23 protein-coding genes, 1 tRNA gene and 3 pseudogenes are annotated in these 25,749 nt (G+C 48.1%); 18 read left to right on the top strand and 9 right to left on the bottom strand.

Annotated features, from left to right (window positions below; genetic code table 11):
- From lptG to DZE2538_RS02080, 5 genes are all read left to right on the top strand, one after another.
- Nucleotides 1-1,071, top strand: coding sequence for an LPS export ABC transporter permease LptG (gene lptG, locus DZE2538_RS02065; RefSeq protein ID WP_023638776.1), 1,071 nt, complete (start codon nt 1-3; stop codon nt 1,069-1,071).
- A gap of 222 nt (nt 1,072-1,293) precedes the next feature.
- Nucleotides 1,294-1,378, top strand: a tRNA-Leu gene (locus tag DZE2538_RS02070).
- A 219-nt stretch (nt 1,379-1,597) separates the two neighbouring features.
- Entirely contained in the window at nt 1,598-2,854 is a 1,257-nt protein-coding gene (locus DZE2538_RS02075) for a tyrosine-type recombinase/integrase (protein ID WP_038915461.1), read from the top strand.
- Between the two features lie 320 nt (nt 2,855-3,174).
- Nucleotides 3,175-3,480, top strand: a complete 306-nt coding sequence (locus tag DZE2538_RS20085) for a helix-turn-helix transcriptional regulator (protein ID WP_015848020.1) — start codon at nt 3,175-3,177, stop codon at nt 3,478-3,480.
- 4 nt (nt 3,481-3,484) lie between these two features.
- Nucleotides 3,485-4,819: a type II toxin-antitoxin system HipA family toxin gene (locus DZE2538_RS02080; protein ID WP_038915462.1), complete on the top strand. Its 1,335-nt coding sequence runs from the start codon at nt 3,485-3,487 to the stop codon at nt 4,817-4,819.
- 275 nt (nt 4,820-5,094) lie between these two features.
- On the opposite strand, the gene DZE2538_RS21160 is transcribed toward DZE2538_RS02080, so the two are convergent.
- From DZE2538_RS21160 to DZE2538_RS02095, 5 genes and pseudogenes are all read right to left on the bottom strand, one after another.
- Nucleotides 5,095-6,174 (bottom strand): helicase RepA family protein, encoded by a 1,080-nt coding sequence (locus DZE2538_RS21160; protein WP_236617013.1) that lies wholly within the window; start codon nt 6,172-6,174, stop codon nt 5,095-5,097.
- 75 nt (nt 6,175-6,249) lie between these two features.
- Nucleotides 6,250-7,170: pseudogene (locus DZE2538_RS21165) on the bottom strand (primase-helicase zinc-binding domain-containing protein); the annotation flags it as partial.
- On the bottom strand, nt 7,133-7,669 hold the full coding sequence (locus DZE2538_RS21400) for an ash family protein (RefSeq protein ID WP_071603548.1): 537 nt from the start codon (nt 7,667-7,669) through the stop codon (nt 7,133-7,135). The gene DZE2538_RS21400 and the pseudogene DZE2538_RS21165, both read right to left, overlap by 38 nt.
- Entirely contained in the window at nt 7,666-7,866 is a 201-nt protein-coding gene (locus DZE2538_RS02090; protein ID WP_026357784.1) for a helix-turn-helix transcriptional regulator, read from the bottom strand. Before DZE2538_RS02090 ends, DZE2538_RS21400 begins: the two co-directional genes overlap by 4 nt.
- 2 nt (nt 7,867-7,868) lie before the next feature.
- A complete protein-coding gene (locus tag DZE2538_RS02095; protein WP_038915464.1) occupies nt 7,869-8,750 on the bottom strand; it encodes an integrase domain-containing protein in 882 nt (293 codons plus the stop codon).
- A 343-nt stretch (nt 8,751-9,093) separates the two neighbouring features.
- Between DZE2538_RS02095 and DZE2538_RS21345 the strand changes: the two genes are divergently transcribed.
- The 7 genes and pseudogenes from DZE2538_RS21345 to DZE2538_RS02120 all read left to right on the top strand — a co-directional run bounded on the left by DZE2538_RS21345 (nt 9,094) and on the right by DZE2538_RS02120 (nt 16,958).
- Nucleotides 9,094-9,216, top strand: a complete 123-nt coding sequence (locus tag DZE2538_RS21345; RefSeq protein WP_269077912.1) for a hypothetical protein — start codon at nt 9,094-9,096, stop codon at nt 9,214-9,216.
- A gap of 619 nt (nt 9,217-9,835) precedes the next feature.
- Nucleotides 9,836-9,940: pseudogene (locus DZE2538_RS20095) on the top strand (type II toxin-antitoxin system RelE/ParE family toxin); the annotation flags it as partial.
- A gap of 65 nt (nt 9,941-10,005) precedes the next feature.
- Nucleotides 10,006-10,329 carry a helix-turn-helix domain-containing protein gene (locus DZE2538_RS02100; protein ID WP_038915465.1) on the top strand — a complete coding sequence of 108 codons (324 nt, stop codon included), beginning with the start codon at nt 10,006-10,008 and terminating at the stop codon, nt 10,327-10,329.
- Between the two features lie 250 nt (nt 10,330-10,579).
- On the top strand, nt 10,580-11,524 hold the full coding sequence (locus DZE2538_RS02105) for a HamA C-terminal domain-containing protein (RefSeq protein WP_038915466.1): 945 nt from the start codon (nt 10,580-10,582) through the stop codon (nt 11,522-11,524).
- A complete protein-coding gene (locus DZE2538_RS02110; protein ID WP_038915467.1) occupies nt 11,524-14,136 on the top strand; it encodes a DEAD/DEAH box helicase in 2,613 nt (870 codons plus the stop codon). Before DZE2538_RS02105 ends, DZE2538_RS02110 begins: the two co-directional genes overlap by 1 nt.
- Before the next feature lie 466 nt (nt 14,137-14,602).
- Nucleotides 14,603-15,232: pseudogene (locus DZE2538_RS02115) on the top strand (tyrosine-type recombinase/integrase); the annotation flags it as partial.
- Between the two features lie 286 nt (nt 15,233-15,518).
- A complete protein-coding gene (locus DZE2538_RS02120) occupies nt 15,519-16,958 on the top strand; it encodes a sensor domain-containing diguanylate cyclase (protein ID WP_033581181.1) in 1,440 nt (479 codons plus the stop codon).
- Between the two features lie 119 nt (nt 16,959-17,077).
- Here the strand turns inward: DZE2538_RS02120 and DZE2538_RS02125 are convergent, their stop codons facing one another.
- Nucleotides 17,078-17,803 (bottom strand): SAM-dependent methyltransferase, encoded by a 726-nt coding sequence (locus DZE2538_RS02125; RefSeq protein ID WP_038912973.1) that lies wholly within the window; start codon nt 17,801-17,803, stop codon nt 17,078-17,080.
- A 413-nt stretch (nt 17,804-18,216) separates the two neighbouring features.
- Between DZE2538_RS02125 and DZE2538_RS02130 the strand changes: the two genes are divergently transcribed.
- Nucleotides 18,217-19,071, top strand: coding sequence for a pirin family protein (locus DZE2538_RS02130; protein WP_038915468.1), 855 nt, complete (start codon nt 18,217-18,219; stop codon nt 19,069-19,071).
- 196 nt (nt 19,072-19,267) lie between these two features.
- On the opposite strand, the gene DZE2538_RS02135 is transcribed toward DZE2538_RS02130, so the two are convergent.
- Both DZE2538_RS02135 and DZE2538_RS02140 read right to left on the bottom strand, forming a co-directional pair.
- The gene (locus tag DZE2538_RS02135; RefSeq protein WP_038915469.1) at nt 19,268-19,606 is read right to left on the bottom strand and encodes a hypothetical protein; all 339 of its coding nucleotides are present in this window, start codon (nt 19,604-19,606) and stop codon (nt 19,268-19,270) included.
- A 572-nt stretch (nt 19,607-20,178) separates the two neighbouring features.
- Nucleotides 20,179-20,562 carry a hypothetical protein gene (locus tag DZE2538_RS02140; RefSeq protein WP_019843661.1) on the bottom strand — a complete coding sequence of 128 codons (384 nt, stop codon included), beginning with the start codon at nt 20,560-20,562 and terminating at the stop codon, nt 20,179-20,181.
- Nucleotides 20,563-20,941: 379 nt separating this feature from the next.
- On the opposite strand from DZE2538_RS02140, the gene DZE2538_RS02145 reads away from it, so the two are divergent.
- Together DZE2538_RS02145 and DZE2538_RS02150 are read left to right on the top strand one after the other, a co-directional pair.
- Nucleotides 20,942-21,730 (top strand): hypothetical protein, encoded by a 789-nt coding sequence (locus tag DZE2538_RS02145; RefSeq protein WP_080638938.1) that lies wholly within the window; start codon nt 20,942-20,944, stop codon nt 21,728-21,730.
- A gap of 238 nt (nt 21,731-21,968) precedes the next feature.
- The gene (locus DZE2538_RS02150; protein WP_038915470.1) at nt 21,969-22,775 is read left to right on the top strand and encodes a hypothetical protein; all 807 of its coding nucleotides are present in this window, start codon (nt 21,969-21,971) and stop codon (nt 22,773-22,775) included.
- Between the two features lie 177 nt (nt 22,776-22,952).
- On the opposite strand, the gene DZE2538_RS02155 is transcribed toward DZE2538_RS02150, so the two are convergent.
- Nucleotides 22,953-23,435: an Lrp/AsnC family transcriptional regulator gene (locus DZE2538_RS02155; protein ID WP_019843664.1), complete on the bottom strand. Its 483-nt coding sequence runs from the start codon at nt 23,433-23,435 to the stop codon at nt 22,953-22,955.
- A 129-nt stretch (nt 23,436-23,564) separates the two neighbouring features.
- Between DZE2538_RS02155 and DZE2538_RS02160 the strand changes: the two genes are divergently transcribed.
- The 3 genes from DZE2538_RS02160 to DZE2538_RS02170 all read left to right on the top strand — a co-directional run bounded on the left by DZE2538_RS02160 (nt 23,565) and on the right by DZE2538_RS02170 (nt 25,746).
- Entirely contained in the window at nt 23,565-23,945 is a 381-nt protein-coding gene (locus tag DZE2538_RS02160) for a Dabb family protein (RefSeq protein ID WP_236616989.1), read from the top strand.
- 310 nt (nt 23,946-24,255) lie between these two features.
- The gene (locus DZE2538_RS02165; protein WP_038915471.1) at nt 24,256-25,113 is read left to right on the top strand and encodes a hypothetical protein; all 858 of its coding nucleotides are present in this window, start codon (nt 24,256-24,258) and stop codon (nt 25,111-25,113) included.
- Nucleotides 25,114-25,167: 54 nt separating this feature from the next.
- Nucleotides 25,168-25,746, top strand: a complete 579-nt coding sequence (locus DZE2538_RS02170) for a type 2 periplasmic-binding domain-containing protein (RefSeq protein ID WP_019843667.1) — start codon at nt 25,168-25,170, stop codon at nt 25,744-25,746.
- Nucleotides 25,747-25,749 lie beyond the last annotated feature (3 nt).

Consider the following 25,749-nt stretch of genomic DNA (forward strand, 5'->3'; position numbering starts at 1 on the left):
ATGTTTCGCGTACTGGACCGCTATATCGGTAAAACCATTTTCAACACCATCATGATGACGCTGTTCATGCTGGTGTCCCTCTCCGGCATCATCAAATTTGTCGATCAGCTGCGCAAAGTGGGGCAAGGCGGCTACTCGGTAATGGGCGCCGGGCTCTATACGTTGCTGAGCGTGCCGAAAGACATCGAGATCTTCTTCCCGATGGCGGCGCTGCTGGGCGCGCTGTTGGGGCTGGGCGCACTGGCTACCCGCAGTGAACTGGTGGTGATGCAGGCTTCCGGCTTTACCCGGTTGCAAATTGCGGGCTCCGTCATGAAAACCGCCATTCCGCTGGTGCTGCTGACGATGGCTATCGGTGAATGGGTTGCTCCGGCAGGTGAGCAGATGGCGCGTAACTACCGTTCACAGATGATGTACGGCGGTTCGATGCTGTCGACCCAAAGCGGCTTGTGGGCTAAAGACGGCAACGACTTTGTCTATATCCAGCGCGTTGCGGGAGACAATGAGCTACAGGGCGTCAACCTCTATCATTTTGATAAGCACAGCAAACTGTTGTCAGTGCGCTATGCTGCCTCGGCTGTATATGAAAACGGCAGTTGGAAACTGTCTCAGGTTGAAGAATCCGACCTGAACGACAGTAAACAGATTGGCGGCAGCCAGACGGTGAGCGGCGAATGGAAAACCAACCTGACGCCGGACAAGCTCGGCGTGGTGGCGCTCGATCCTGACGCGCTCTCTATCCGTGGCTTGTACGACTACATTAAGTACCTGCGCCAGAGCGGGCAGGAAGCGAACCGTTACCAGCTCAACATGTGGAGCAAACTGTTTGCGCCACTGTCTGTGGCGGTAATGATGCTGATGGCATTGTCGTTCATCTTCGGCCCGCTGCGAAGCGTACCGGCGGGTATGCGAATCGTCATCGGTATCAGCTTCGGCTTTCTGTTTTACGTGCTGGACCAGATCTTCGGCCCACTCAGTCTGGTGTATCACATTCCGCCGGTGCTGGGGGCGTTGTTGCCGAGCGCGTTGTTCCTGTTCATTAGCGTTATGCTGCTGCTAAAACGGCGCTGATCTCTCTTTTCACGAAACGGGCGGGCTTATCAGCGCGCCCGTTTTTTTATCTGTATCACATGTCCGACGCTGTAAAACTGCTGCCACGGCAACACATTACTGTGCTAAAAACACCCTAACGGCGATTTTTTCAGCGCTTGCAACGCCAGACGACGGATTAGGGTTGCACCGAGCCCGCACAACGGTATAATCCACCACGTTTTCCGCAAAGTACTACTTCGTGCCGAAGTGGCGAAATCGGTAGACGCAGTTGATTCAAAATCAACCGTAGAAATACGTGCCGGTTCGAGTCCGGCCTTCGGCACCAAAATTCAAAAATCAAGCCACCTTTAGGTGGCTTTTTTTGTGTCCGCTATCGTCCACTAACTTCAATATATCATTGTTAAATAAAGATTTAATTTGATTTTATTGTCTGGGTGGATTGTGCGTTTTTTCCACAGTGGTCTTTCTGCATCCGTTGACATCCAGATTATTTGGGGGTCAAGATAAGGGTCAATTCGCTTCGATTATGAGTTGACCCCCAATTATGGCCCTGACTGACGTTGTTGCCCGTACCGCTAAGCCTCGCGAGAAAGCCTACAAGCTTGCGGATGCACATGGCCTGTACCTTCTGGTGAGCCCTAACGGTTCTAAGCGCTGGTATCTCAAGTACCGTTTTGACGGTAAGGAAAGCCGGATTGCTTTCGGTGCCTACCCGCTGATCTCGCTGGCGAAGGCCAGAGAGAAACGCGACGAGGTGCGATTACTGCTGTCAGAAGGCATCCACCCAACGGAAAAGCGGGAAGAAGAGAAAGAACAGGCACAGGATGCGCTGAACACCTTTGAAAAGGTGGCAAAGGACTGGCACCGAAACATCAGCCAAAACCGATGGTCACAAACGCACGCCGGACGGGTATGGCGTGACATGGAACGTAATATTCTGCCTGCCATCGGCCAGCGCCACATCGCTGACCTGAAAACCAAAGATCTGCTTGAACCGCTTAAAGCCGTGGAGCAAAACGGCCATCTTGATTTGGCGTCGCGGTTACGCCAGCGCATTACCGATATCATGCGTTACGCGGTACAAAATGACCTGATAGAGCGCAACCCGGCGCAAGATCTCTCCGGGGCGATAGCCGCGCCAAAGGCTACGCATCGGCCAGCCCTGAAGCTCGATAAACTGCCTGACTTTCTGGCACGGATTGAACGCTACAAAGGGCGAGCGTTAACCCGATTGGCTTTAAAACTCACCCTGTGCGTTTTTATCCGTTCCAGTGAGCTACGCTTTGCCCGTTGGCCGGAAATCGACTTTAAACGCGCGATGTGGACGATACCGCCCGAACGTGAAGCCATCCCCGGAGTGAAACACTCACAGCGTGGTGCAAAGATGCGCTCTGAACATCTGGTGCCGTTATCCCGACAGGCTTTAGCGCTGCTGGAAGAGATTAAGGCTATCAGCGGCGCTCACGAACTGGTCTTCCCCGGCGACCACCGGCCAACCAAACCGATGAGTGAAAACACCATCAACAGTGCATTGCGAACAATGGGCTATGACACCACCACCGAAGTATGCGGACACGGCTTCCGTACTATGGCCTGTAGCGCGTTAGTTGAGTCTGGTCAGTGGTCGCGGGATGCCGTAGAGCGGCAAATGAGCCATCAGGAGCGCAATGGCGTCCGTGCTGCTTATATCCACAAAGCGGAACATCTTGAAGAGCGCAAGCTGATGCTGCAATGGTGGGCGGATTATCTGGATGCCAACCGGGAAGAGCATGTTGTGCCGTATGAGTTTAGAAATATCTGATTCGTTAGAGAGTTGGCGATGTTGATGCCGGGCGTATCCTGCATCGAAGGTGTATGTATTAAGTTCCGCACCAGCCCCTTTTTGTGGGGGGCTGGTGCTCATTTTTCTTATGTGGATGATTTTTCTTGAGGATCATCATACCCAAGTATTATTTCCACTAGATCGTTTTCCACCATTATAAGTTTACCTTTTTACAGCATATAAGCTGTTTTGTTATTTTACAGCCTATTTGATGTATTTTGTTTTTACAGCTTATAGGGTGTATTATGTAAAAACAGCCTATAGTATGTATAAATATCTAAAATAAGGGTAAGTGCCTTATGAATACAGTCTATCCGTTGAAAACCTTGAATCAGTTGCGCCCATTGCTGATTGGCTTTCGCAAAGCTAAAGGACTGACGCAAAAAGACGTGTCTGAAAGGTTAGGTGTAACACAACAAACCTATGCCCGTTTGGAAGCAAACCCCGGAAGTGCCAGTATTGAGCGCTTGTTTAAAGTGCTCACCGTTCTGGGGGTTGAGGTGGTGCTGTCTTCTGGACCAAGAGTACATTTCTCGATGTCGTCCTCAACAATGGAAGAGCCAGAAAAGCCAATAGACTCACCCGCCAGACGGGAAAAATGGTGACACTATGCCTCGAACACAACAGCGTTTAGCAATATGGATGAATGGAATTCAAGTGGGATTCTGGGAAAAGAGCCGAGGCGAAGATAGGTTGCAATATCTTCCCGAATGGATCGCTGATGAACAAGGAAGACCTTTATCGCTTTCTTTGCTTTTCACCCCCGGTAATCAGATTTGGCGGGGCAATGTGGTACGCGACTATTTTGATAATTTATTGCCTGACAGCGAAGGTATACGCAGGCGTTTAGCGACGCGTTACCACGCTGATAGCCTTGAGCCTTTTGATCTGTTGGCTGAGCTGGGGAGAGACTGTGTTGGTGCGATACAGTTGCTGAATGGTAATGAGGAGCCTACAGATCTCTTTTCCGTAAAGTATCGCCCGCTTTGTGACGCAGAGATTGCCGCTATATTGCGTAATACAACAGCGGCATTGTTGCCAGGTCGGCAGGATGATACTGACGATTTACGTTTATCGATTGCCGGTGCGCAGGAAAAAACGGCTTTACTCTGGCATGAAAGGCAATGGTGTTTGCCAGAAGGGAGTACCCCTACGACGCATATTTTCAAGTTACCACTCGGGCTAGTGGGTAATATGCAAGCGGATATGAGTACGTCGGTTGAAAATGAATGGCTGTGTTCTTTGATCCTTAAGGAATATGGAATTCCTGTTGCAAAAACACAGATTGCGCAGTTTGAAGATCAGAAAGTATTGGTTGTTGAGCGTTTTGACAGAAGATGGTCAAGCGATCAGCAATGGATCATTCGCTTGCCACAAGAGGATATGTGTCAGGCTCTGGGTGTTTCCCCGCTACGAAAATACCAGTCTGATGGTGGGCCGGGGATTTCCGATATTATGACCATACTGAGTCATTCAGAGCAGGCAGAGCAGGACAAAGCGCAGTTTTTCAGGGCGCAAATTATTTTCTGGCTGATAGCGGCTACTGATGGGCATGCCAAAAATTTCAGTATCGCTATTGAGCCACAAGGTCGCTATCACCTTACGCCTCTTTATGATGTTTTATCGGCATGGCCGGTCATTGGTCCGCGTAATAACCAGATTTCCTGGCAGAAGTGCAAGCTGGCAATGGCTGTTCGGGGTAGTAGTAATTATTACCATCTGTACAGAATTCAACGGCGGCATTGGGTCAATCATGGTGAATTAACTGGTCTGGGTAGACGACAGGTTGAAGCCATGATGGATGATATTATCTTCAGGACACCTGAGGTTATTGAACGTGTATCTTCGTTGCTGCCTGAGTCATTCTCACCAGAGCTTGCGGAATGTGTTTTTGACGGTATGCGACAACAGTGTGGTCGGTTACAAGAATTGCACCGTAAATAGGATATTGAAGAACGTCTTGAAGCAATTCACCTTTCAGGCAGGGGTAGCCATAGAACGTTGAGTGACTAGGGAAAGCGATCATAAACATCCCCCACCTTTCCCCCACTTACTCAGGGATCACGGTTTCCCCCACCTGATTTTCATGGCTAGATTAAAAGTAATTATTTATTAGTGAGTTAAATCATTCCCCCACTTTGCGCCTATATATGCTTGGGAAGTGGGGGAAAATGCCGGATAGAGGGACTCATTATCCGTTCGCCCCCACTTTCCCCCGTTTAATCCCCCACCTTATTCCGTTGCGATAGCGGCGTGATACTTTCCCCATCAAAGGCGATCAGGCCATCCTTTTCCAGCTTGTCCAGCCAGCGGCTAAACTTCTTGTTTACATCAAAGCCCATTGCCCGCATATCATCCCGTACTAATGAGCGGGTGCATCCTTCACCGTTAGCTGTGCGTGAGCGAATAGCCTGCCACAGCGCAAAATGATTTTCCGTCAGCCGTGGGATACCGGCTAAGTCGGGATCGCTGGCAGCCTCATCCTCTCTGACTTCACGGCCTTCATCGTTCAGCACCAGCGAGGTGATCTGGTCGCCATCATCGTCCACGTACAGATTTACCGCCGTCAGGTCGTAGGCACGGCGTGGCGGCTCTTCGGCGTCCTTCATCTTGGTGCAGGTCAGGATCAGCGCCTGCCCATCGGCCTCGCGGCGCACATTAAACTCCACGTCCAGCGCAGCCCGGAAGGCGCTGGAGCCGCGAGCGCCTTTGTCCGGATCTTTACCGGAGTGATGAATAATCAGTACCGTGGCCTGCGTGGCCGCCTTGATGTAGTCGCAACCCTGAATAAACGCCCCCATGTCTTTAGCGGCATTTTCATCCGAACCGCCAAAGCAGCGGGCCAGTGTATCCAGAATGATCAGCCGTACCGCCATCCCGGAGGCAGCCTGTACGTCATGGGCGGCCTTGATCACCTGCTCCACGCTGTCGGGACTGGCCGGGAATACCGGGCAGTCAACGCGGTAGAGCGCATCAATCGGGCTACGGTCATTCAGCGTTTCCTCCCACGCCCGAATGCGGCGCGGCACGCCGATCCCGCCTTCGCCCACCACATAAATCACCGCACCCTGCGTGACTGGTCGGTTGGCCCACGGCTTTCCGGTGGCGATATGGCACGCCCAGGAAACAGCCAGAAAGGATTTATACGACCCGCTGGCACCGTAAGCACTGGCAACCGCGCCGCTCGGCAGGTAGCCCTTGATCAGATAATCCTGCCGGGTATCAAACCCTTCCGAGCCTTTACGCAGTGGCAAGGCAGAGGAAAATGCCGTGACAGGAAATGGCCCGGCGTCAGGCAATGGGGCCGGGCTGATAACGGCAGGCTGGGTAAGCTGACGCCGGAATGCGGCTTTGGTGGCTTCCATGCCGTGCCGCTGGCGAAAATCATCCCAGTCACAGGCGGTATCGGTCGGCGGCAGGGATACCCAGCCGTCAACGGCCAGCGCCGCTTTCTCCGCCATCAGTTTGCCGGTGTTGGCCGCACAATCCGGGTGAATATCGTTGTCCCCGGCCAGAATCAGGCAGCAATGGGGATAACGCGCCCTGAATGCCTGCGCCACGTTCAGCAGGTTATTGGCCGATACTGCCGCCACCACATGGCATGACGAGCACTGTTGCAGGGTGAGTGCCGTGGCATACCCTTCGGTAATAATCAGCTTAGACGGCTCCGGGCCGTGGTTGACCGGAATAAACGCCCCTTTCAACTGTGTGCCAGGATACAATCGCTTTTCACCGCCGGGCGTGATCAGTTGCGCCCCTGCCAGTTCACCGGAGGCGCGGAACATCGGCAGCAGTAGCGATCCTTCGCCAAACCGGACACGCCCGATGGTCATCGCCTGTGTGGCAGTCAGCAGCATAGCCGGTGTCATCAGCCCTCTGGCTTTCAGATATGGGCTTTCCCCGGTGCTTGTGGCTGCCATCAGCGCCTTGATGCGCTCTGCCAGCGGGCGGGGATCAACCGCCTTTTCTCTGGCGGGCGGTGTTTCACTGGCTGATGACGCCAGTGCCGTCACCACTCTGGCCGCTTCCGCGATGTCACACCGCCTGACGCGGGCGACCAGATCCAGACCATCACCGTGGCCGCAATGATTGCAGAACCATGTGCCACGTCCACGCTTGTCATCAAAGCGGAAGCGATCTTTTCCACCGCAGACAGGGCAAGGGCCGTGCTGGCCCCCGGCAGGAAAGTAGATATCTAATGCCGCCAGAATCGATGGCCAGCGGTGGCGGGATTGCGCAACACTTTCCGAGACAAACTTACTCATTGTCCGGCACCTCCGCATCCAGCGTGTCATTCAGCAGGTTAAGCCGCTCCCATAAGATGAACATCAGCAGCTCTTTGGCAACGGGGTTTTCCAGCTCAATGATGGCGTAGGCCAGCACCCGGCAGTGATCGGCGATCTCTTCCAGTAACAGCGGTGTGGGGTTATACATAGCGCACCTCCACAAGAGAGGTGAAAGATTGCAGGCAGGAATAGCTAAGGGTCGTAGCCATAAGGCAGCCTCCAGACTGTAGCAATTGTGATAGCTACCACCAGAGACGCCAATCTCGTGGGTGGTAGCCCGTGCGAGGTTGGCGTTACCGGACAGTCTGGCTACCGGCCTTCCTTGCGGAAGCCCCGCACGAGCCACCATTGAAGGTACAGCTCGACGCTTGCCTGCAAAAAAATACGCACAATGTGCGTATTCAGGCACCAGACTATTGTTCGGAACGCCAATTCCGGCTACGGATTTTGCCGTAGCCCGCGCAGTATAGCCCAATTTGCCCGCCAGAAGAAAAGCTGAATGACTCATTTGCGCCCCTCCGCCCGCTGACGGATACGCTCGGCAATCCAGTCGTTAATTTCACTCTCCACCCAGGCGACAGAACGTGCGCCCAGCTTCACCGGCTGGGGAAACTCGCCACGATCGATCAGGTAATAGATCCAGGATTTTTTGAGGCTGGTTTTTTTCATCACATCGGGCAAACGCAACAAAGTGAGATTGGACATCATTACGCCTCCTCCTGACGGGTGTAGACACGTTCAACATAACGGCCACGGCCATCGCCATGACCCAAATCCATCGACACCAGCGCCCGTGCCTCCTGACGGCTAAACCCGTCGGCAAGGTAGAAACGCATGGCATCCTGCGCCCATGCATAGCGCAGGCTGTGGGGGGAGTGCGGGCCGGTCAGGCCAAGGCGGGTAGTCCGGGCACGCCAGAAATTCATGGCGGTTTTCAAATCCGGTTTATCGATGAGTTTGCCGTTGCGGTTGTCGGCGATGACAAGTGCCTCACGCACAGCGGCAAGCACCGCTGCGCTGTCCAGTACGCGGGTTTCACGCGGTCGCCCGCCTTTGGTGCCAAACACGACAGTGAGCCGGTCAGCCTGCCGGGTCAGTTGCTGCTCCCAGCGCTTGAGCGAGGCGCAACACTGCACCGCTTCCTGCGAACGCAACCCCAGCAACCGGGCAAGCTGGAGCGCACAGGCCAGACCGGCATCTTCCCGGCGGGCGGACTCCAGCACGGACTGATAGAGCGCATCCGGGATGGCATATTTAGTGCCTGCCCGGCTGGCACCACCCAGCCCCAGCGCCTGATTGCTCAGGCGGGGGTCATCCACCAGTTTTCCCCGGCCTGCCAGACGCAGTACGCTGCGCAAGGCGGACATCTCGTTATGCAACGTGCGCAAAGCCATGCCCTGAGAGCGGCGGGCCGCCACATAGCTTTCGATATGCCGGGCTTTAACGTGCTGTACGCTGCGCACCTGAATGTTGAGTGTCAGCAGATGACGGCACAAACGCTCAACAATACGGAGGCGATCATGAACCGTTTTATGGCTGCCACCCGCCTGTTTCGCCCATGTTTTCATTTCACGACTGAGTTTTGTCATGCTCTTATCTCGACTTCAGCCCTTCGGCGCATGGCTGCTATGCAGAGTCGGTGCTCTGCCTGAACGATACCTGTGCGCCGGAGGGCTTGGGTTTTGTTGAGGTATCGGGGGTTCGGTGATGCACACAGTGCAACCGCTGTTCACACAGTCATACCCCCAGGCAAATCGCCTGCCTCGGTATCGATCCAGAATGCTTTTAAACACAATGAGGCGCGAAAACGGTGGTGTCAGAATGTTGACACGCAGCGCAAACGGCCATGAGTAAAGTCGAGAAAGACGTCAGTGCGCGGCGTCACTTTCACCTGCTTGCGCGGTAAAAGTGACGCCGGGTGAAAGCGTTGACATGAGCGAATCCCTGCCGTTGTCTGATGACAAAGCAAAACTACATGACAACACTAAACACACGCCTGTCGTTGCTATGAAGAAGGTGGGGTTACGCGATAAAACGCTAACCCTGAGTCAATAAGCGCGCTGAGAACGCTTATTGCTTTAAAAAAAACAAAAAGTTAAAACATAGGCTAACAGGACAGCCATAAATGTCTGTCATTGAATCTGGAAGCCGATAGTAGATAAAAGCAGCCCGTTGCCAGCAAAGACATTCAATGCGGCATAAAGTATACGACAGCCCGCCTGCCATAGATCAACAGACAGCAACGCCGTTTTTTGCAAGTAAAAACAAGCCATTCTGGCTTTTGTGTAAAGTTAATATTCCTTTATCACCATCATATAGCGTGGTGATCTCCGTTCTCAAAGGATTAACGGAGGTACCGCTACGGTAATAGCGCCATCTTTCAGGCTACGATGGCATTTTTTCCCTGGCTCTGAAGAAAGGGCCATACAGTTCACTACAATCACACACACCAGATACTGGAACCGTACAGCATTGAAGGGGTGACCACCCGAAGGCGTTTCTCTCAGGTCACTCGTATCATCCTGACACTGAAAACATTGGCAGTTGTCTAAGACAACGGATTACGCGGATAAAATTACGACAGAATTTTGCAGACTTCAAGTAGTTTGAATATTAATCAAAAGGGAGTAACCTAGCACTTGGTGCTATAGTTAAGGGATGGAATACTGACCTGATTCGTGTATTCAAAACCAAATGGTTTACTAAGGCGGCTAAATCCCACGCTATCAAGGATAGTGAGTTATGTCAGGCCATTGAGGCGGTGACTCAGGGGAAAGCCATGCTGCCCTTGCCGATGAAAAGGTTACGGCACTATTAAGCATAAAGAACGGGGGGAGATTTGCCATGACTGCAAAAAGTAAATTCAAAAGCCCGGCATTTGAGGCCATTCACAGTGCCGCGTCTGGCTTATTCAGCGTTGATGCTATCCCACAAGAAACGATGCGCAATTTTGACAACGCGTGCCTTAATAGTGTCGAGTCTCTTCAGCCTCTGGAAATTAAAGCGCTGCGTGAGAAGTTAAACGTCAGTCAGCCAGTTTTCGCCCGTTACCTGAACACCAGTGTTTCGACAGTGCAGAAATGGGAAAGCGGCGCAAAACGCCCCTGCGGGTTATCGCTGAAACTGCTTACAGTCGTGCAGAAGCATGGGTTGAAGGTGTTGGTTTGATTGAGTTATAAGCAGTAGTAGTTATGTTGACCTATAAAAATATCTTCGTAGAAGAATAAAAAATTTTAACTATATGTTCTCAAGTATATAAATTTTTGCAGTATCATTAGACTTCCTCGTAAAAATTTTAAGCACAAGAGTTTTTGGTGAGCCTTTTAGAAAAATTTCCGCATAGATTTAGCTGTTATTAATTTAATGCGAATAATTAGTATTGTAATTATATTTTTTACACATAAACTTCGAGGGTGAAATGGATTTGTTATGCTCAGCTTTAGAGGAACTCGTTCGAGGTGACGACACTAGTTTGAACGCATTTTTTCATGTTGTTGATACAGGTGTCTCTGTTGCTGAAACTGCTGCCACATGTCATTTTCATTGCATAAATCTCGATGGAAATGGTCGGCCTAGAGTTGATGCATTAGTAAAGCACCTTATATGTCATCTTGTCGATTATACGATTCCAAGAAAAAGAATTTTAGAGGCAATGGCGTTTCAGAGTGAGACAGGCTCTACTGTAAAAACTGTACAATTACTTATTGAAGCTATGGGGCTATTTAGCCGACTTGCAAAAAGTGGTGAGGGTGGCGAGTTAATTTTATTTATCTTGGCTGAACGTTTTTTAAGATTACCACAACTAATTTGTAAGATGAATCTCAAAACAAGCACGCAAATGCATTATCACGGTGCAGATGGCTTACATGTTGGTGTAGATAAAGATAAAGAGAGGCTTTGTTTATATTGGGGCGAGTCTAAGTTGTTTTCAAGTGTTAGCAATGGTGTTTATGAGTGCATGAAAAGTATTGCCCCATTATTGTTGGGGACTGGAGGGATTGGAAGCCCAGAGGAACGAGATTTACAATTGTTAGGTCAGTTTATGAATGTAGAAGACCCCGCTCTTGAAAATGCACTAAAAAGATATCTTGATCCTGATAGCCCAAATTTTAATTCAGTTGAATTCAGAGGATTATGTTTAGTAGGATTTGATTCTGATAAATATCCTAAAGAAGCAAATGAATTAAATATTGAACAGGTTAAGAGTATTTTGTCTGAAGAGTTGGAAAGTTGGCAAGGGACAGTAAAAAAAAGAGTCTCTGAAGAAAGAATTGAAAAATTTTCATTGCATGTTTTTTTAATACCATTTCCATCGGTTGATAATTTCAGATCGTCGTTTAAGGCTGCTTTAGGGGTAAACTAATGTCAATGAAAGAATTACCTCAGTGGTTAATTGAAAATAAGGGGTTTAAGAAAAAACTGAGAGAGTTAACAATGGACTCGGTAAGATCTCAGTTTGATTCTGTTAGGAAAAATGGAGAGGAAGAAGGAGAGATAGATATAAGTTACATGCTTACATGTGCGAGTTTATTGGCTTATTCGAATGAAAATAAATGTCAAGAGGCTGCTTTAAGAATTGCACAATACTGCTTACAGAGTGAAGTTCCTAAGAATAAAAAAGATGGGGCTGCATTAATATTAGATGCTTTAGTTAATAATGCAACTATTAGGCTGGCAGAAAAAAGAAATATGCTAGATAGTGGCTATGAGCAAAGAATTCCACTTAGCGCTCAATTAGAATCTACAAAAAGAAGAATATTGCATACGATAAATTTATCTGATGAAAGTAAAATCATTGCAAATAAGTTTCAAAGTGAATTTTGGGATAGTGCTATTGAAAATTCTTGGATCAGCGTTTCTGCTCCTACGTCAGTAGGTAAATCATTTATACTTGAAATTTGGATTCAAGAATATTTAATTAATTATAAAAACAATCTCGTTATTTATTTAGTTCCTACTAGAGCACTGATATCTGAGGTAGAGAATGACCTTATTAGTCGTTTAGACCCCTTAGGAAATGGTAGTGTAAATGTTGCGTCCATGCCTTTGAATTCCTCATATATTGAGGGTAAACCAAATGCTTTAGTTTTTACTCAGGAAAGGTTACATATCTTTCTTAACTCTTTTACATCACCACCCAAAATAGATGTGCTCATCGTGGATGAAGCACATAAGATCGGAGATGGTTATCGAGGCGTTTTTTTACAACAAGTTATAGAAAGTGTCACTGAGAATAATCGGGATGTGCAAGTAATATTCGCTAGTCCGTTTACTGCAAATCCAGAAGTGTTATTGGAAGACGTACCCTTTAATAAAAGCAGCAAGTCTCTAAGAAGTTCAGACATTACGGTAAATCAAAATTTAATTTGGGTAACACAAAAACCAAGAAAGCCAAAAGAATGGAATATGGGGTTGTGTTTTCAGGACGAGTTAGTCTCCGTGGGTGAATTTTCCTTAAAAAATTCACCCTCATCAGAAAGTAAAAGACTTCCATTTGTAGCAATGGCATTGTCAAATGGAGGGCCGGGGAATATTATCTACGTTAATGGTGCAGCAGAGGCAGAGAAAACTGCAACTCAGATTTATAATATGCTTGATGATTCAGATAAGACTGATGATGAAATATCTCGCCTAATTGAACTTTGCGAAAAAACCATACATAAAAATTTTAAGTTGAATAAAACTCTTTCTCGAGGTGTCGCGTTTCACTATGGAAATATGCCTTTGTTAGTAAAGACAGAGATAGAAAGATTATTTAGCAAAAATAAAATAAGATACTTAATCTGTACCTCTACTCTCGTAGAGGGTGTAAATATGTCTTGCAAAAATATTTTCATAAGAGGACCCAAAAAAGGTAATAGAACTCTTATGAGTACAGAAGATTTTTGGAATTTAGCTGGTAGAGCTGGTCGATGGGGAAAAGAGTTCCAAGGGAATGTTATATGCGTGGATTCTAATATAGAAAATCTTTGGCTCAATGGAGAGCCTCCAAAGAACAAATCTGGTATAAAAATAAGTAGAACGATAGATAAAATATCAAATGACATATCAAGTATAGTTGGTTATATATATTCTGATAACCATTTAACCATCTCAATGAATACTCCTGAGTTGGAACATGTATTTAGTTATTTAGTTATGTCACAAATAAAGTATGGTTCTTTAGCTTCCAGCCCCTATTTGAAAAGAATTCCTAGGATGGACTTGGAAGATTTAGAGGAAATAATAATAGATGTGATTGGTACACTAACATTTCCTCTTGAGGTGATAATTCGTAACCCAGGTATAAGTCCTTTACTTATGCAAGAGTTATATAATCGTTTCTCTTCTGATCCCCAAAAAAAACCTGAAAGATTGTTGCTTGCTGACCCAAGTAGCGATGACGCGTTATCTTCCTATGTGGCTGCTTTTACTAGAATATCAGATAATTTAAGTACAAAATTAGGTTTCACTTCCAAACAAGCATATGTTAGAGCTCTATTGGTTGTAAGGTGGGTCAGAGGATTCCAGCTAGCCAGATTAATTACTGATAGAATCAAGTTTGAAAAAAATAAAAAAACATCAATCAATGAAGCATCTCTCATTAGGGAAGTCATGAAGGATGTCGAAGAAATTGCTAGATATCAAGCACCAAGGTTGTTGTCCTGTTATAATGATCTCTTGGTTGCTTATTTTGATAGCATCGGTAGGGTTGATCTGAAGAATGAGGTTATAGATATTACTGTATACCTTGAACTTGGTGTTAATCAAAAAACACAAATCTCCCTAATGGGACTCGGTATGTCTAGAACAGCATCTGTTATGTTATCAGAGCTTATTCCTGATGAGAATTTTGAAAAATCTGAATGTGTTAAATGGCTGTTGGGGAACTCTTGGCAAAAAGATGATTTGCCCGAGCTCGTAAAAAATGAAATTGAAATTGCTCTGGAAAATTATTGCCGAAAAAATGGAATTATTATAGATGCTTATCGATAATATAATGTACATATATTTTATACCTCATAAGTTTTAAATCGTGTCTTGTATTAATGTGTCCGTTTCTCAGGTCTGACTCTTGGTTGCATAGGGATGGACACAATCAATCACCAATGTCGAGCTTGGCAGGTGGATAGGTAAAAATATGTATTTTGGGGTCAAAATGGTGGTCAATAAAACCATGTGTAAAATAAATTTTTTTAAAATCAATAAATTAAAAGGTTATCCCGAGTCCGGCCTTCGCACCAAAATTCAAAAATCAAGCCACCTTTGGGTGGCTTTTTTTGTCCGTCATCGTCTACTAAATTCCATATATCATTGTTAAATAAAGATTTAATCTAATTTTATTGCCTGTGTGGATTGTGCGTTTTTTCCACAGTGGTCTTTTTGCATCCGTTGTAATCCAGCGGTTGTTGGGGGGCATAATCGGGGGCATCTCCACTTTGATAAGATATGTGCCCCCAAAATGAAGCTCAATGCCCGTCAGGTCGAGACTGCCAAGCCCAAAGAGAAAACCTACAAGATGGCGGATGGGGGCGGCTTATACCTTGAGATTACCCCACGCGGTTCAAAATACTGGCGCATGAAGTATCGGCGTCCAGATGACAGGAAAGAAGACCGGCTGGCTTTTGGTGTTTGGCCGACAGTCACCCTGGCGGATGCTCGCGCTAAACGTGATGAAGCTAAAAAGCTGCTGGTGCAAGGTATTGACCCAAAGGCTGGACAAAAAGAGGCACAGGCTGAAACTGCGGGGGCGTATACCTTTGAGAGTATCGCCCGGCAGTGGCACGCCAGCAACAAGCGCTGGGGCGATTATCACCGCGCACGGGTGATGCGTTATCTTGAACTGTACATTTTTCCACATATTGGCACGGCAGATATCCGTAAACTCAAAACCAGCCATCTGTTAGCGCCGATAAAAGCGGTGGATGCCAGCGGCAAGCATGATGTAGCACAACGCCTGCAACAGCGTGTTACGGCGATTATGCGCTATGCCGTGCAGAACGATTATATTGACTCTAACCCGGCCAGTGACATTGTAAGTATCCCTGCAAACCGAGCCATTCACTTTTATAGATTTTCCGACATACTGGCTATGTCCCTCTGAGGGGATCGCTATGCGCAAGGTACGATTTACTGAGCACTAGATCATCGCCGTTCTGAAGTCTGTTGAAGCCGGACATACCGTCAAGAATGTCTGCCGCGAAACAATCTGACCAACCCCACCAAAAATCCCCCGCAGATAGCATGCAGTGGTTTGCGTTATGGACTAACTTCATTACCATGTCGGCACTTTGTATTCGTAGCTTCCGGCGATGGGCCGGCGGGCGTCAGCCAGAGGAACCGTGTTGTCTCCTTCTCACACTTCCCAGACCTATTGGATGAACAAAAAACGGGCGGCGATCCTGTTTTCCTGCATGTTGCTGAGCGCATTTTTGGTGATCAGTTGGAGCAGTTATCAGGTGGCGCGCCATTCGCTGTTCGATGAGATTTCAGAAAGCTCGCTGCCGCTGACCAGTGATAATGTCTATTCCGAAATTCAGCGCGACCTGCTTAATCCCATTTTTATTTCATCGCTGATGGCGCACGACACCTTCGTGAAAGACTGGGTGCTGTCCAATGAAACGGATCCGCAGGCGATGACTCGCTATCTTCGGGAGATCGATCGGCGTTTTAATACGGTGGTGTCCTTTTTCGTTTCCAATAATACCCACCGCTATTACGACCCAGAGAAGATAAGTCATACGCTTTTAGAAACGTCTCCTGAAGATAAGTGGTTTTTTGATATCAGGGATGAAAAGGATGGCGACCCTTACGATATTGAGATCGGTGTCGATCCAGAAAATCGCACCCGGATGGATATTTTTATCAATTATAAGGTGTTTGATTATAGCGGTAACTTTATTGGGGTGACCGGTGTGGGCTTGCCGGTGCAGCGGGTTACCCAATTGATCGAAACCTACGAACAGCGCTATAACCGCACCATCTACCTTATTGATGAAGATGGCGATGTGATGTTGCACAGCAAGGCGTTTCATCGTGCGTCGAATATTCACCAACAGCCGGGGTTACAGTCGCTGGCAACCCAGGTGCTGACCTCGCCGGGCGGCAGCTATCGCTACTCGTTGAATGGTGAAAATATCTTTTTGAACACCCGCGTTATTCCGGAGTTCGGCTGGAAGCTGATGGTGGAGCAGAACAGCGGGCCGCATGACCGACAACTGTGGATCACGCTACTGAAAAATACCGGTATCAGTATTACGGCCAGCATCGCCATGTTGTTGCTGATCTGGCTGACTATCGGTGCATACCAGCGGCGGCTTGAGCTGATGGCCACCACCGATAAACTGACCGGCCTGATGAACCGACAAGCGTTCGAATACATTTTTCGGACCTTGCGGATGAAACAATCGGCGCAGCAACGTACGTTCTCGATCATTCTGATCGACCTGGACTTTTTTAAGAAAATTAACGATCAGTACGGGCATCACATCGGTGATCGGGTGTTGGTGAGAACTGCACGATTGATCCAGCGGGCGATTCGTAAAACAGATTCCGCCTGCCGCTGGGGGGGCGAAGAGTTCGTGCTGCTGCTGGGCGATTGTTCGCTGCATCAGGCTCATCGCGTCGCCGAGAAGATTCGTCAGGCCGTTCACTTTGCGCTGGTGTCGCATCGCCATCAGGTGATTAACCTGACCATCAGTTGCGGTGTCGCGGAATCTAATCCCGGTGAAAGTATCGACCATCTGGTACAACGTGCCGACAAGGCGCTGTATCAGGCCAAGCGTCAGGGGCGTGATCAGGCGGTGATGGCTGAGTGAATAACCGGCTGAAAAATCAGGGCTGTAATGGTAATCAGAGCCAGGCGTGACAACACCTTAACGCCTGGCTCTATGTCCCAATAGCCCGCCGGGTCAACCGGTCAGGCTAGCCCGCCTGCTCATACTTTTCGTCCCACGATTTGAATCATGTTGAAATACGCCCCCGCTCCGGCTTCCATAATAGGAACCATCATTTCCTGAGCCAGCGTGCATGGCATAAAGTCATCCCAGGCCTGCTGGCATGAGTCCATTTCACGTAGCTGGAGAATTTCTATGCCGGGTTCTTTTTCCCAGAGCGTTCTCCACCAGTGGCAGGAATAGAAGTACCAGTCCGGTGTCCAGAATGGTTTGACGACCTCGGGCAGGTTCCCTTCCGAGTAGTCTTGTATAAATCCGGGAACCGCCACCGCAATCAGCCCGTTGGGTTTCACAAACGGCAGCATTTTCGCCAGCATACTGTCGTTACTGCCGAAGTATTGCCAGGCATCGACGCTGATGATCATGTCAAAGTATTCCTGCGCGAAGGGGATCTCCTTTGTGACGTCCAACAGCAGCGGAATGATGTGGGAATCAACCCCCTGACTCGCGAAGCGCCTGGCGTTTTCGGTCGGGGTTATCCATAAATCGGCGGCAAACACCGTGACATCGTACTTTTTCGCCAGCAGGATGGATGAAATGCCTTTCCCACAACCCAAATCAAGGATGCGCATGCCGGGGGTGATGGGGAGCTGTGCGGCCATTTCTTCCGTAATGCGCATGGCATTTGGCCCCATCATGGTGTCCAGAAGAAAAGCGCTGTCATAGCTATCGGTAAACGGAGTAGTTAATGGCGTCGTTATAGACATAATATTACCTGTACCTTAGCGGTTATCGGGTTGGGCGAACGTGTAAGGCGCGTTGTTCGTGACGGGATAAATGCATACTGGCAACCTGTTACTCATCATCGGCAAAAGTACGCCAACACCCGCAGGTGTCTGCGTCACGTTGTAGCACTGCGATAATCAGCCGAGCCTGCAATGGCCGGTAGGCTGATTATCGGATGATGACATTCTCCAGCATCAACGCCTCGGTCTGACTCGGTAGAGTGGGAAGGGGGTTACGCCTAAACGCTAACATCTGCGGATGGTTAAAAAAGGCGTCCACAGCACAAAAATGTGATTTCAGGTAAGGTTACCCGGTGCGGTGCTGTCGCTCACCCTGCCATATTGCGGCCCACAGGGGAGCGTTGCCATTATCGAATCAATGTAGAGAGGAAATTATGCGTACTGTCTCAGCCTGTCATGCGGCCTATCGGGATGACATCGCCGACCTGATAACCCGCCGTCCGGTGCCCGGCCCGGGCGTACCGCAGGTGGATCCTTTTTTGTTTTTGAATCACCACGGTCCACAAGTGTATTCCCCCAATAACCAGGGGTTACCGTTCGGGCCGCATCCTCACCGAGGGTTTGAAACCGTCACTTTTATTCTGGAAGGGTGCTTAGCGCACCGCGACAGCGGCGGGCATGAAAGCATCATCAACGCGGGTGGCGTGCAGTGGATGACGGCCGGTTCCGGGCTGGTTCACTCGGAACTGTCGCCGGATGACTTCAAACGTCAGGGCGGTGCGATGGAGATCCTGCAACTGTGGGTGAATTTGCCCGCTCGCCTGAAAATGACCTCACCCCGTTATATCGGGCTGCAACGGGACGAGATTCCCCGTGTGCCGCTGGCATCAGGGCAGGGAGATATGCAGTTGATTTCCGGGGTGTATGCCGGGGTGACGGGCCCTATCCCCTCGCTGACCGGGGTGTTTATGTCGGTGGTGCACTTGAATGCGGGGGCGGAGGTCGCGTTACCTGCGCCACAGGGAAACAACGTGTTCTTATACGTGGTGCGCGGTGCGGTGAACATCGCCGGAACCCCGGTTTCACCGTGGAATTTGGTGGAAATGCATGATGATGGTGATGCCGTTGTCATCAACGCGACAGAAGGGGCGGTGCTGCTGTTTGGGTATGCGGAGCCGATAGAGGAACCTGTCGTCTCTTACGGGCCGTTCGTGATGAACACGCGTGAAGAGATCCAGCAAGCGATAGCGGATTACCACGCCGGTAAGTTTGATGGGGAAATGGCCTGAATGGCCGCCTGATAACCCCAAACAACGGCTCACAACCCGTTATGTGCCCTGCCAATAACAGCGGTGATGTTCCGATGCACCGCTGTATCAGAGTAAGCGATTAAGGTAAACGGCCCGGCATGGCGCTTGTTGGATGCCAGAGCCGTTGCATCACGCAGGGCAGCAGATGCGCTGCGACGTTACGCGTGACATGTTGTTACACCGCGTAGAGCGGGACAGGTTCTTTTGCCTGCGGCAGCGCGTGGGCGTGGCGTTCCGCCTGTTCACAGATTTCCAGCAGTGCCGGGATCAGGTGCGCGGCGGCATTCAGGCTGGCGCCCAACTGATAACGCTGTTCGGGGCTGATGTCAGCACCGTCTTGCAGCCGGTCGCCAAGTTCACTCAGCCCGTGGCACAACCCGGAAACGGATTCCGCAGCGATAGCGCCAAGGTCACAGAGCTGCACTTCATCAAGCTGGTGGAGTGGCAGGCTGGCGATCAGCTCGCGGAAAAGAGTGATACTGCTGTCAGTGGGAGTGGTGTGGTTGTCCGTCATGATTAAGTCTTCCATTGCTAGATGTTTATGTCGCCACACCTTCAGGTTCCAAGCTAAAGATGTGGCCCAGACAGGGTTGGAACACCGGATCTAGCGACCGGCCAACCTTGCGGTTGCCCTGCCTGAGCCACGGATAAAGAGTGTGCACGCAGCCCCTGAAAAAACAAAGTGTTTTCCAGTTCCAGATATTCGGGGTTCCACGCCCGGCTGCGGATGTTGCCGCAGCACAGACACTCTATGCCAGCCGCTAATCGGGTAAAAGAGGCTGGATGAATTTACAGTATAGTTGCGGCGCGTTTTGGAACGAGGGGCGCAAAACGAGCTAAACTCCATTGCTGAACGTACTGGCTTTCCGGCATACTTTATCTAAATCATGGGTCATACTGCTCTTTCTAAGTGTAATCAGAATCATTCATAGATATGTTCCACCATGTATTACTGGAAAATTACCTAGGGTGCTTTTGGCTGGGACTTTAATTTTTCGGGGATAGTGAAACCTGAACGCATCGAGTGTATGCCGGGAATAGCATGATGGGCTTATTCTTTAATAGAGGTGGCAATAGCCACCTCTATTAAAGATTTCCTCTGCGTATGAGTTCCTGAATTGCAGCAAGGAAGTAAGAAGCGTTGAAGGTGATATGATTATATGCATTAGGTGAAGTGCTACCTATTTTTTTAAATAATTCAAAAAACTCGTTAGTCGCTTTTTCTTCGAGAAAACGTGTGTTTCCTTTTGAGTTAAGTACATACAGTTTTCCTGCATCACTGAATATCGTGAACTTTTTCTTCCGTGCTCCAGTAACGAGCTCCATAGGGGAAGTACATTCCGTAACGAGTAGATCATAGAATGAGCCTTTCATATCGAAATTTATCTCTCTTTTTCCAAATTCTTTTTCAAGATCATCAAGTACACGGCTCAGAGATTTTGGGATTAAAAATGAACGGGTCTTACCCATTTATTTAGTCACATGTTCTGATTTTTCAATTATTTTTGATTATAGTGCTGCAGCTATCATAATGCATCATTGTTTTAATCGAATCAAGCCTAAGTTAAAGTATAAAGTATATATTTTTGTCAATCGATAAGTCTATTTTGATTATTAGATTGTATACAGTGAAGGATCAGCCCTGCTTCAAGTGAATAACCTAATCGGTTTCCTGTATTCAATATGAGAATAAGGAGTTCTGCTATGGCGGTGGTATGGTGTAGGTAATAACCAGAACACTCCTGCTTAACTCCCCATTCCCCACTCATTTTTCCCTATTTGCAACCGAGGTTATTTGACTGTATCGGATTAAGGTATGTGTCTCTACACCACATACGGGAGATTGACCATGTACATTAAAGGCTTTTATTTTAAGGGGAAAACGTGGGTTCGAGATGAGCATTCCGATGCAGAAGCAACATCAATAAAATATTTTCCGGAGTTGCTGACTTCGTTAGATTTTTTCATGAATACTCCATCATCATTGATAACATCGTTAGTTAATGGTGAGACCTACTTTGATATTCGTTATCGGTGTGATTTCAGCGCTCAGGATAAACCTGTTAGTTTAAACGATTCCCAGCCCTGTGCGTTTGAGCCAAAGCCGGTTTCAGGCTGTGACTTGGCATTGCCTGTTAAGGCTAGAGAGTTCCATATTTATGACTTTAAGAAAACAGACTACTTGCTGCTGGGGTTAGATCCGTTTGCTGTAGTCGGTGATAATAATGAGATCCGTGTCGATAACGACTGGAGTAATAACCACCTCACTGGCAAAGATATGACTTCAAGCCATTTCTTGCATGGTGAGCCAAAACCTACTTATTTATATGCTGGCGTGTTACACGGTAATGAAGGGCAATTGTTATCAAGACAGCAACTTGATGGCTGGCTTAAAAAAATACTGCAATCGTATGGTAAGCCTAATGAGACATTTGTGGTGTTGGCACCGGTTGAAGTGTCGGGAGCGTTTATTGGCTGGTTTGGCTTGTTTCAGCGTGCGAAAGGGACTGGTATCGGATTGCAATGGGAGCCTCTCACTACATTAGTAAATGACGATAACTTCTGGGAAGCATTGAAAGAAACCGGTGAGGCCCGCAATAAACCGGTTGAGGGAATTGGAGATTTGTTTTCCGAATAAGATGCGGTAAAGAACCTGTTTCTGATGGTTTACTTCTATCGCATGGGTAGATTCTGTCTCTGAAGTTTAGGCAATGCCTTAAAAAAGCATTGCCTATTCGGTTATGACTGCACATGCTTAACTCAGGCGTGAATCTCTGTAACTCCCCATTCCCCACCCGTTTTTCCCTATTCGCCGCCGGGGGGATTTTCCCGTGCCGAATTATGGTGTGAAGACATCTATCTGTCGGGAGAACACCATGAAAGGCTACCATGTAAAAGAACAGCATCGCCGTAAATCCTGGGTGCGTGACACCAACACCGATGCGGAAGTGGCATCACTGACTTATCTGCCTGAATTGCTAAGCGCATTGGGGCTGGCGATGCCGGTACCGCCGTCGGTGATCACCCGTGACATTGAGGGGGAAACCTTTTTCGATATTCTCTACCGGTGTGATTTCAATGCCCGGCAAAACATCCATCAAATTGAGAAGATCTTTTCGGTTAAAGAGGCGTTTACGCCGGAGTGGGTGCCGGGTGCCGATCTGGCGTTGCCGGTGTTGGCGCAGGAAAACCACCTGGTGTCTGACAACCATTATCTGTTGCTGGGGTTGGATTTGTTTTCCGCCGTCGAGCAGGGTGAGCTTCGCCTTTCGCCGCAAGGCTGGGGGGACAACCACCTGACCGGTAAGGATATGTCGGCAAGCGAGTTTCTGGAACTGAAACCCCGGCCGGTTTGCCTTTATGCGGGTGTGCTGCACGGTGATGCTGGCCAGCCGTTGTCGCCGCAGCAATTGCTGGGGTGGCTGGATCGCATGCGGCAGGTGCACGGTCAGCCGTCCTCAACCATGGTGCTATTGGCCCCGGTGGCTGAAGTGTCTGGGTTTAGCGGCTGGTTCGGTTTGTATCAGCGTAAAGAGGTCACAGGAAAGGCCTTGCAGTGGCAAAACCTGTCGATGCTGGCGCAAGACGCGCATTTCTGGCAGGCAATGAAGGAAACCGGGTTGGCGCACAATGTGTACGTCAGCAGTATGGGAGCCAATACCGCCTATCGGGGGCGCGAGTGACGCTAGTCGGTTGATTTTATCCGTCGCTCGTATCGCATCCTACAGCTTCATCGGCATCTCTTGGTCAGGCTACCTGATCAAGAGGTTTTTATTATTAATGACAGTCGATCCTGTCTGGCCTGCTTAACCGGGCTTTTCTGTATCGCGATACCGGCTGCCAGAAATCTTATTTCATTATCACTCTGAGATACTTATCGGTTTTTTGATCGGAAAGGTGGTGAACGGTTTGATTTCTTCGAGCACAAACATGCTTTGCATCTCTTTGATGCCAGGCAGGCGTCGGATAACAGACATAGCGAATTCCGCATAGGAATCCAGATCACGTGAAACCACCTGCAACAAGAAATCAGAGTCACCCCCCATGCTGTAGCACGCGACGACCTCTTCCAGGTCAGTGACTTCCCGCTCGAATTTGCATGCCTGCGCTTCGCTGTGGTTATCAATGGTGATACGAACAAACACCATGACACCAAGGCCAATCTTCCGGCGGTCCAGTATGGCGCGATAACCTTGAATCACATCATCTTCTTCCAGTTTGCGGACCTTACGCCAGCAGGGCGAGGACGACATACCTATTTTTTCCGCCAATGTCTGGTTAGTAATGCGGGCATCTTTTTGCAATAAAGTAAGAATCTTAATGTCCGTCAGACTGAGTTTCATTAGGGTGATTCTCTTTCTTTTTATGGCTTGATTGAGGGAAATCTTACCTTTATTGGTTAACCTTTCAACGATTATAGATAAAACATTTCCTTTTTAATGATTCATAATGTTTCCTGAAATTAATAAAGGATGCGGTTAGTGATTAAGGGAGCGGTAAAGCGAAATATGATCCTGCATATTGTTTTGTTCACATTTAAAAAGCCTTACGACTGGTCATCACCGGTGGCATTGGAAGCAGAAGAAATTACACGAAACCATCCGCTTCATATCAGTGAAATTCGTGGTTGGGTATGTGGAAGAAATGTTGCCGACAGAGCGGTGGCTGCCGATTTCGTTGTGTTAGGCATGTTCGATAGCCAGCAGGATGTTGCTACTTATCTTGTCCATGATAATCATCAGGTTGGGGTGGGAAAGTGGAAGGCTATCGCTGAATGGAACGTCGTGGATATCGATTTAAAGAGTGATTTATCACATGCCTATGGCCTGTTACAGTCGCTGGGAATAAAATAATGGAAAAGCGTTGCCCTGAGGGTTCGGGGGATTAATCATGGAGTTGATGTGGCTTTGCATAATAGCATGATTATTATAGATAAAGACCCAAATATGGGTCTTTCGATTAGTGCAGCCAGCGTCATTGGTATCAGTTTGGTTAATTAATTACTCTGCTAATGGGTAATCCTCCACTCTTTCAGTAATATATAATTCATTTGTTAATGATGGCTAATATACTGATAATGTTTGTGTATTATAACGCTATCGTTTTAATTTGATATTTACAATTGCCTCACCTATTCATTTCATACTGGTCAAGGGAAATGACATGTATGCTATTTTTAAACCAGGGCTGATGAAAAAGGCTCAAAAAATATATAAAGAATATTTTCGTTTTGAACGAGGTGGGTTCACGTTATCTATTTTTCGCGAGAATAAGAATATATCGTTAATATTAATGCTGGATTGTGTTATTAATTATTCTATATATTGTAAAAAACATTTAACAGGGTTAGCTATTAATGATGTCTTGTGCGGTCTGGGGCATCGTGTAGTAAAAATGTGGCTGCGTTCATCAGTAGTTGGCATGAAACGGGCTATGGTACCGATAGAAGCGCTACATATTACGGCACTGCTTTATATCCCCGTTGTCGTCCTCTGTATTGCCCGCCATATGAAGAAGGCAAATATTTCTCCTGCGGATAACCCTTTCCAACAGATTATTACACTTGGGGAATTGACTACACCGGCGTTAATGAGAAGTATTAGCGAAGTGTGGAATACCAAAGTCTATCACTACAAGTATGCCTCTCAGGAGTCATCTATTCTGGCAGTCAGTGCTGATGAAAGAGCTCTTTCTGTTATACCTTGCAATAATTTCTATGACGTTATCGATCCTTATACTGGCGTATCGGTTGATACCATTGGTGAACAGATTACGCGGGAACTTGTGATCACTCTAACGAAAGAATATCTCGCTCTGGATGTGGATAAGCGAAATATTTTTCCATCAGAGTGGTTGGCTGCGGATGAATGCTTTCTTTCTGGCGCAGGGGTTGAAATTGCGCCTATACCGCAGATCGAACACCCGTTATTAAAAAGCTACGATGAGAGTAGCGTGCGTCTGGCAATATACGAGCTATATATGAAAGCAGTGCGAGGTCAGCATAATGAATATGCTGATTAGTTAATCCCTGTTAATTCATATTAGCTTATTCACTATCTAAGGAGAGATAAAGTGATGAATATGTATTTCATGGATATGGGCCTGCATCAGGTAATTAATTTACCCGTTTTTACTCTTGGACCATCAGGGACAAGTAGTGAGTCAGCATCGCGTTATTTTGGTCACTGGATGGCGTCGGCATATGAGGGGAGTACGCACCAGGTTTACCTGAACAATACTTATGAAGAGGCTAGAGAAAAATTAAACCAAAACAACGGGTTATTGGTTGTGGCAAATGCATACCCTCAGATTAATGATTTCTATATGGACCCCCGATTGTCGTTAACGGGGGCCTTTGTGTTTGATACACCGCTTTATGGACTGGCGATCAAGGAAACACTACCCAATCGCCCGTTGATTGTCGCTTCTCACCCTGCGCCTGTCCCACTTATTCAGGAGCTCTTGCCAGACGGTCTACATGTGGATCGTGTCGTTACGATGTCATCCACCAGCGCGGCAGCCCAGGCGGTAGCCAACCATGACGTTGATGTCGCATTGACGACAGAAGTGGCTGTGAATCTGCACTGTCTACAGTTTATTTCTCGCACGCGCCCGATTCATATGCTCTGGTCGGTATTCAGTCCCTCACACTGACCG

This window comes from Dickeya zeae NCPPB 2538 (assembly GCF_000406165.1).
GTDB classification, from domain to species: Bacteria; Pseudomonadota; Gammaproteobacteria; order Enterobacterales; family Enterobacteriaceae; genus Dickeya; species Dickeya zeae.

Excerpts from the sequence above, each read along its gene's own strand:
- DZE2538_RS02105 (WP_038915466.1), top strand. The coding sequence starts at position 10,580 with ATGGATTTGTTATGCTCAGCTTTAGAGGAACTCGTTCGAGGTGACGAC.
- DZE2538_RS02160 (WP_236616989.1), top strand. The coding sequence starts at position 23,565 with ATGCGGTTAGTGATTAAGGGAGCGGTAAAGCGAAATATGATCCTGCAT.
- lptG (WP_023638776.1), top strand. The coding sequence starts at position 1 with ATGTTTCGCGTACTGGACCGCTATATCGGTAAAACCATTTTCAACACC.
- DZE2538_RS02095 (WP_038915464.1), bottom strand. The coding sequence starts at position 8,750 with ATGACAAAACTCAGTCGTGAAATGAAAACATGGGCGAAACAGGCGGGT.
- DZE2538_RS02140 (WP_019843661.1), bottom strand. The coding sequence starts at position 20,562 with ATGGGTAAGACCCGTTCATTTTTAATCCCAAAATCTCTGAGCCGTGTA.
- DZE2538_RS02135 (WP_038915469.1), bottom strand. The coding sequence starts at position 19,606 with ATGACGGACAACCACACCACTCCCACTGACAGCAGTATCACTCTTTTC.
- DZE2538_RS02170 (WP_019843667.1), top strand. The coding sequence starts at position 25,168 with ATGAATATGTATTTCATGGATATGGGCCTGCATCAGGTAATTAATTTA.
- DZE2538_RS02145 (WP_080638938.1), top strand. The coding sequence starts at position 20,942 with ATGTACATTAAAGGCTTTTATTTTAAGGGGAAAACGTGGGTTCGAGAT.
- DZE2538_RS02100 (WP_038915465.1), top strand. The coding sequence starts at position 10,006 with ATGACTGCAAAAAGTAAATTCAAAAGCCCGGCATTTGAGGCCATTCAC.
- DZE2538_RS02150 (WP_038915470.1), top strand. The coding sequence starts at position 21,969 with ATGAAAGGCTACCATGTAAAAGAACAGCATCGCCGTAAATCCTGGGTG.
- DZE2538_RS20085 (WP_015848020.1), top strand. The coding sequence starts at position 3,175 with ATGAATACAGTCTATCCGTTGAAAACCTTGAATCAGTTGCGCCCATTG.
- DZE2538_RS02165 (WP_038915471.1), top strand. The coding sequence starts at position 24,256 with ATGTATGCTATTTTTAAACCAGGGCTGATGAAAAAGGCTCAAAAAATA.
- DZE2538_RS02080 (WP_038915462.1), top strand. The coding sequence starts at position 3,485 with ATGCCTCGAACACAACAGCGTTTAGCAATATGGATGAATGGAATTCAA.
- DZE2538_RS02075 (WP_038915461.1), top strand. The coding sequence starts at position 1,598 with ATGGCCCTGACTGACGTTGTTGCCCGTACCGCTAAGCCTCGCGAGAAA.
- DZE2538_RS02155 (WP_019843664.1), bottom strand. The coding sequence starts at position 23,435 with ATGAAACTCAGTCTGACGGACATTAAGATTCTTACTTTATTGCAAAAA.
- DZE2538_RS02110 (WP_038915467.1), top strand. The coding sequence starts at position 11,524 with ATGTCAATGAAAGAATTACCTCAGTGGTTAATTGAAAATAAGGGGTTT.
- DZE2538_RS02125 (WP_038912973.1), bottom strand. The coding sequence starts at position 17,803 with ATGTCTATAACGACGCCATTAACTACTCCGTTTACCGATAGCTATGAC.
- DZE2538_RS02090 (WP_026357784.1), bottom strand. The coding sequence starts at position 7,866 with ATGTCCAATCTCACTTTGTTGCGTTTGCCCGATGTGATGAAAAAAACC.
- DZE2538_RS02130 (WP_038915468.1), top strand. The coding sequence starts at position 18,217 with ATGCGTACTGTCTCAGCCTGTCATGCGGCCTATCGGGATGACATCGCC.
- DZE2538_RS21400 (WP_071603548.1), bottom strand. The coding sequence starts at position 7,669 with ATGAGTCATTCAGCTTTTCTTCTGGCGGGCAAATTGGGCTATACTGCG.
- DZE2538_RS21345 (WP_269077912.1), top strand. The coding sequence starts at position 9,094 with ATGAGCGAATCCCTGCCGTTGTCTGATGACAAAGCAAAACTACATGAC.
- DZE2538_RS02120 (WP_033581181.1), top strand. The coding sequence starts at position 15,519 with ATGAACAAAAAACGGGCGGCGATCCTGTTTTCCTGCATGTTGCTGAGC.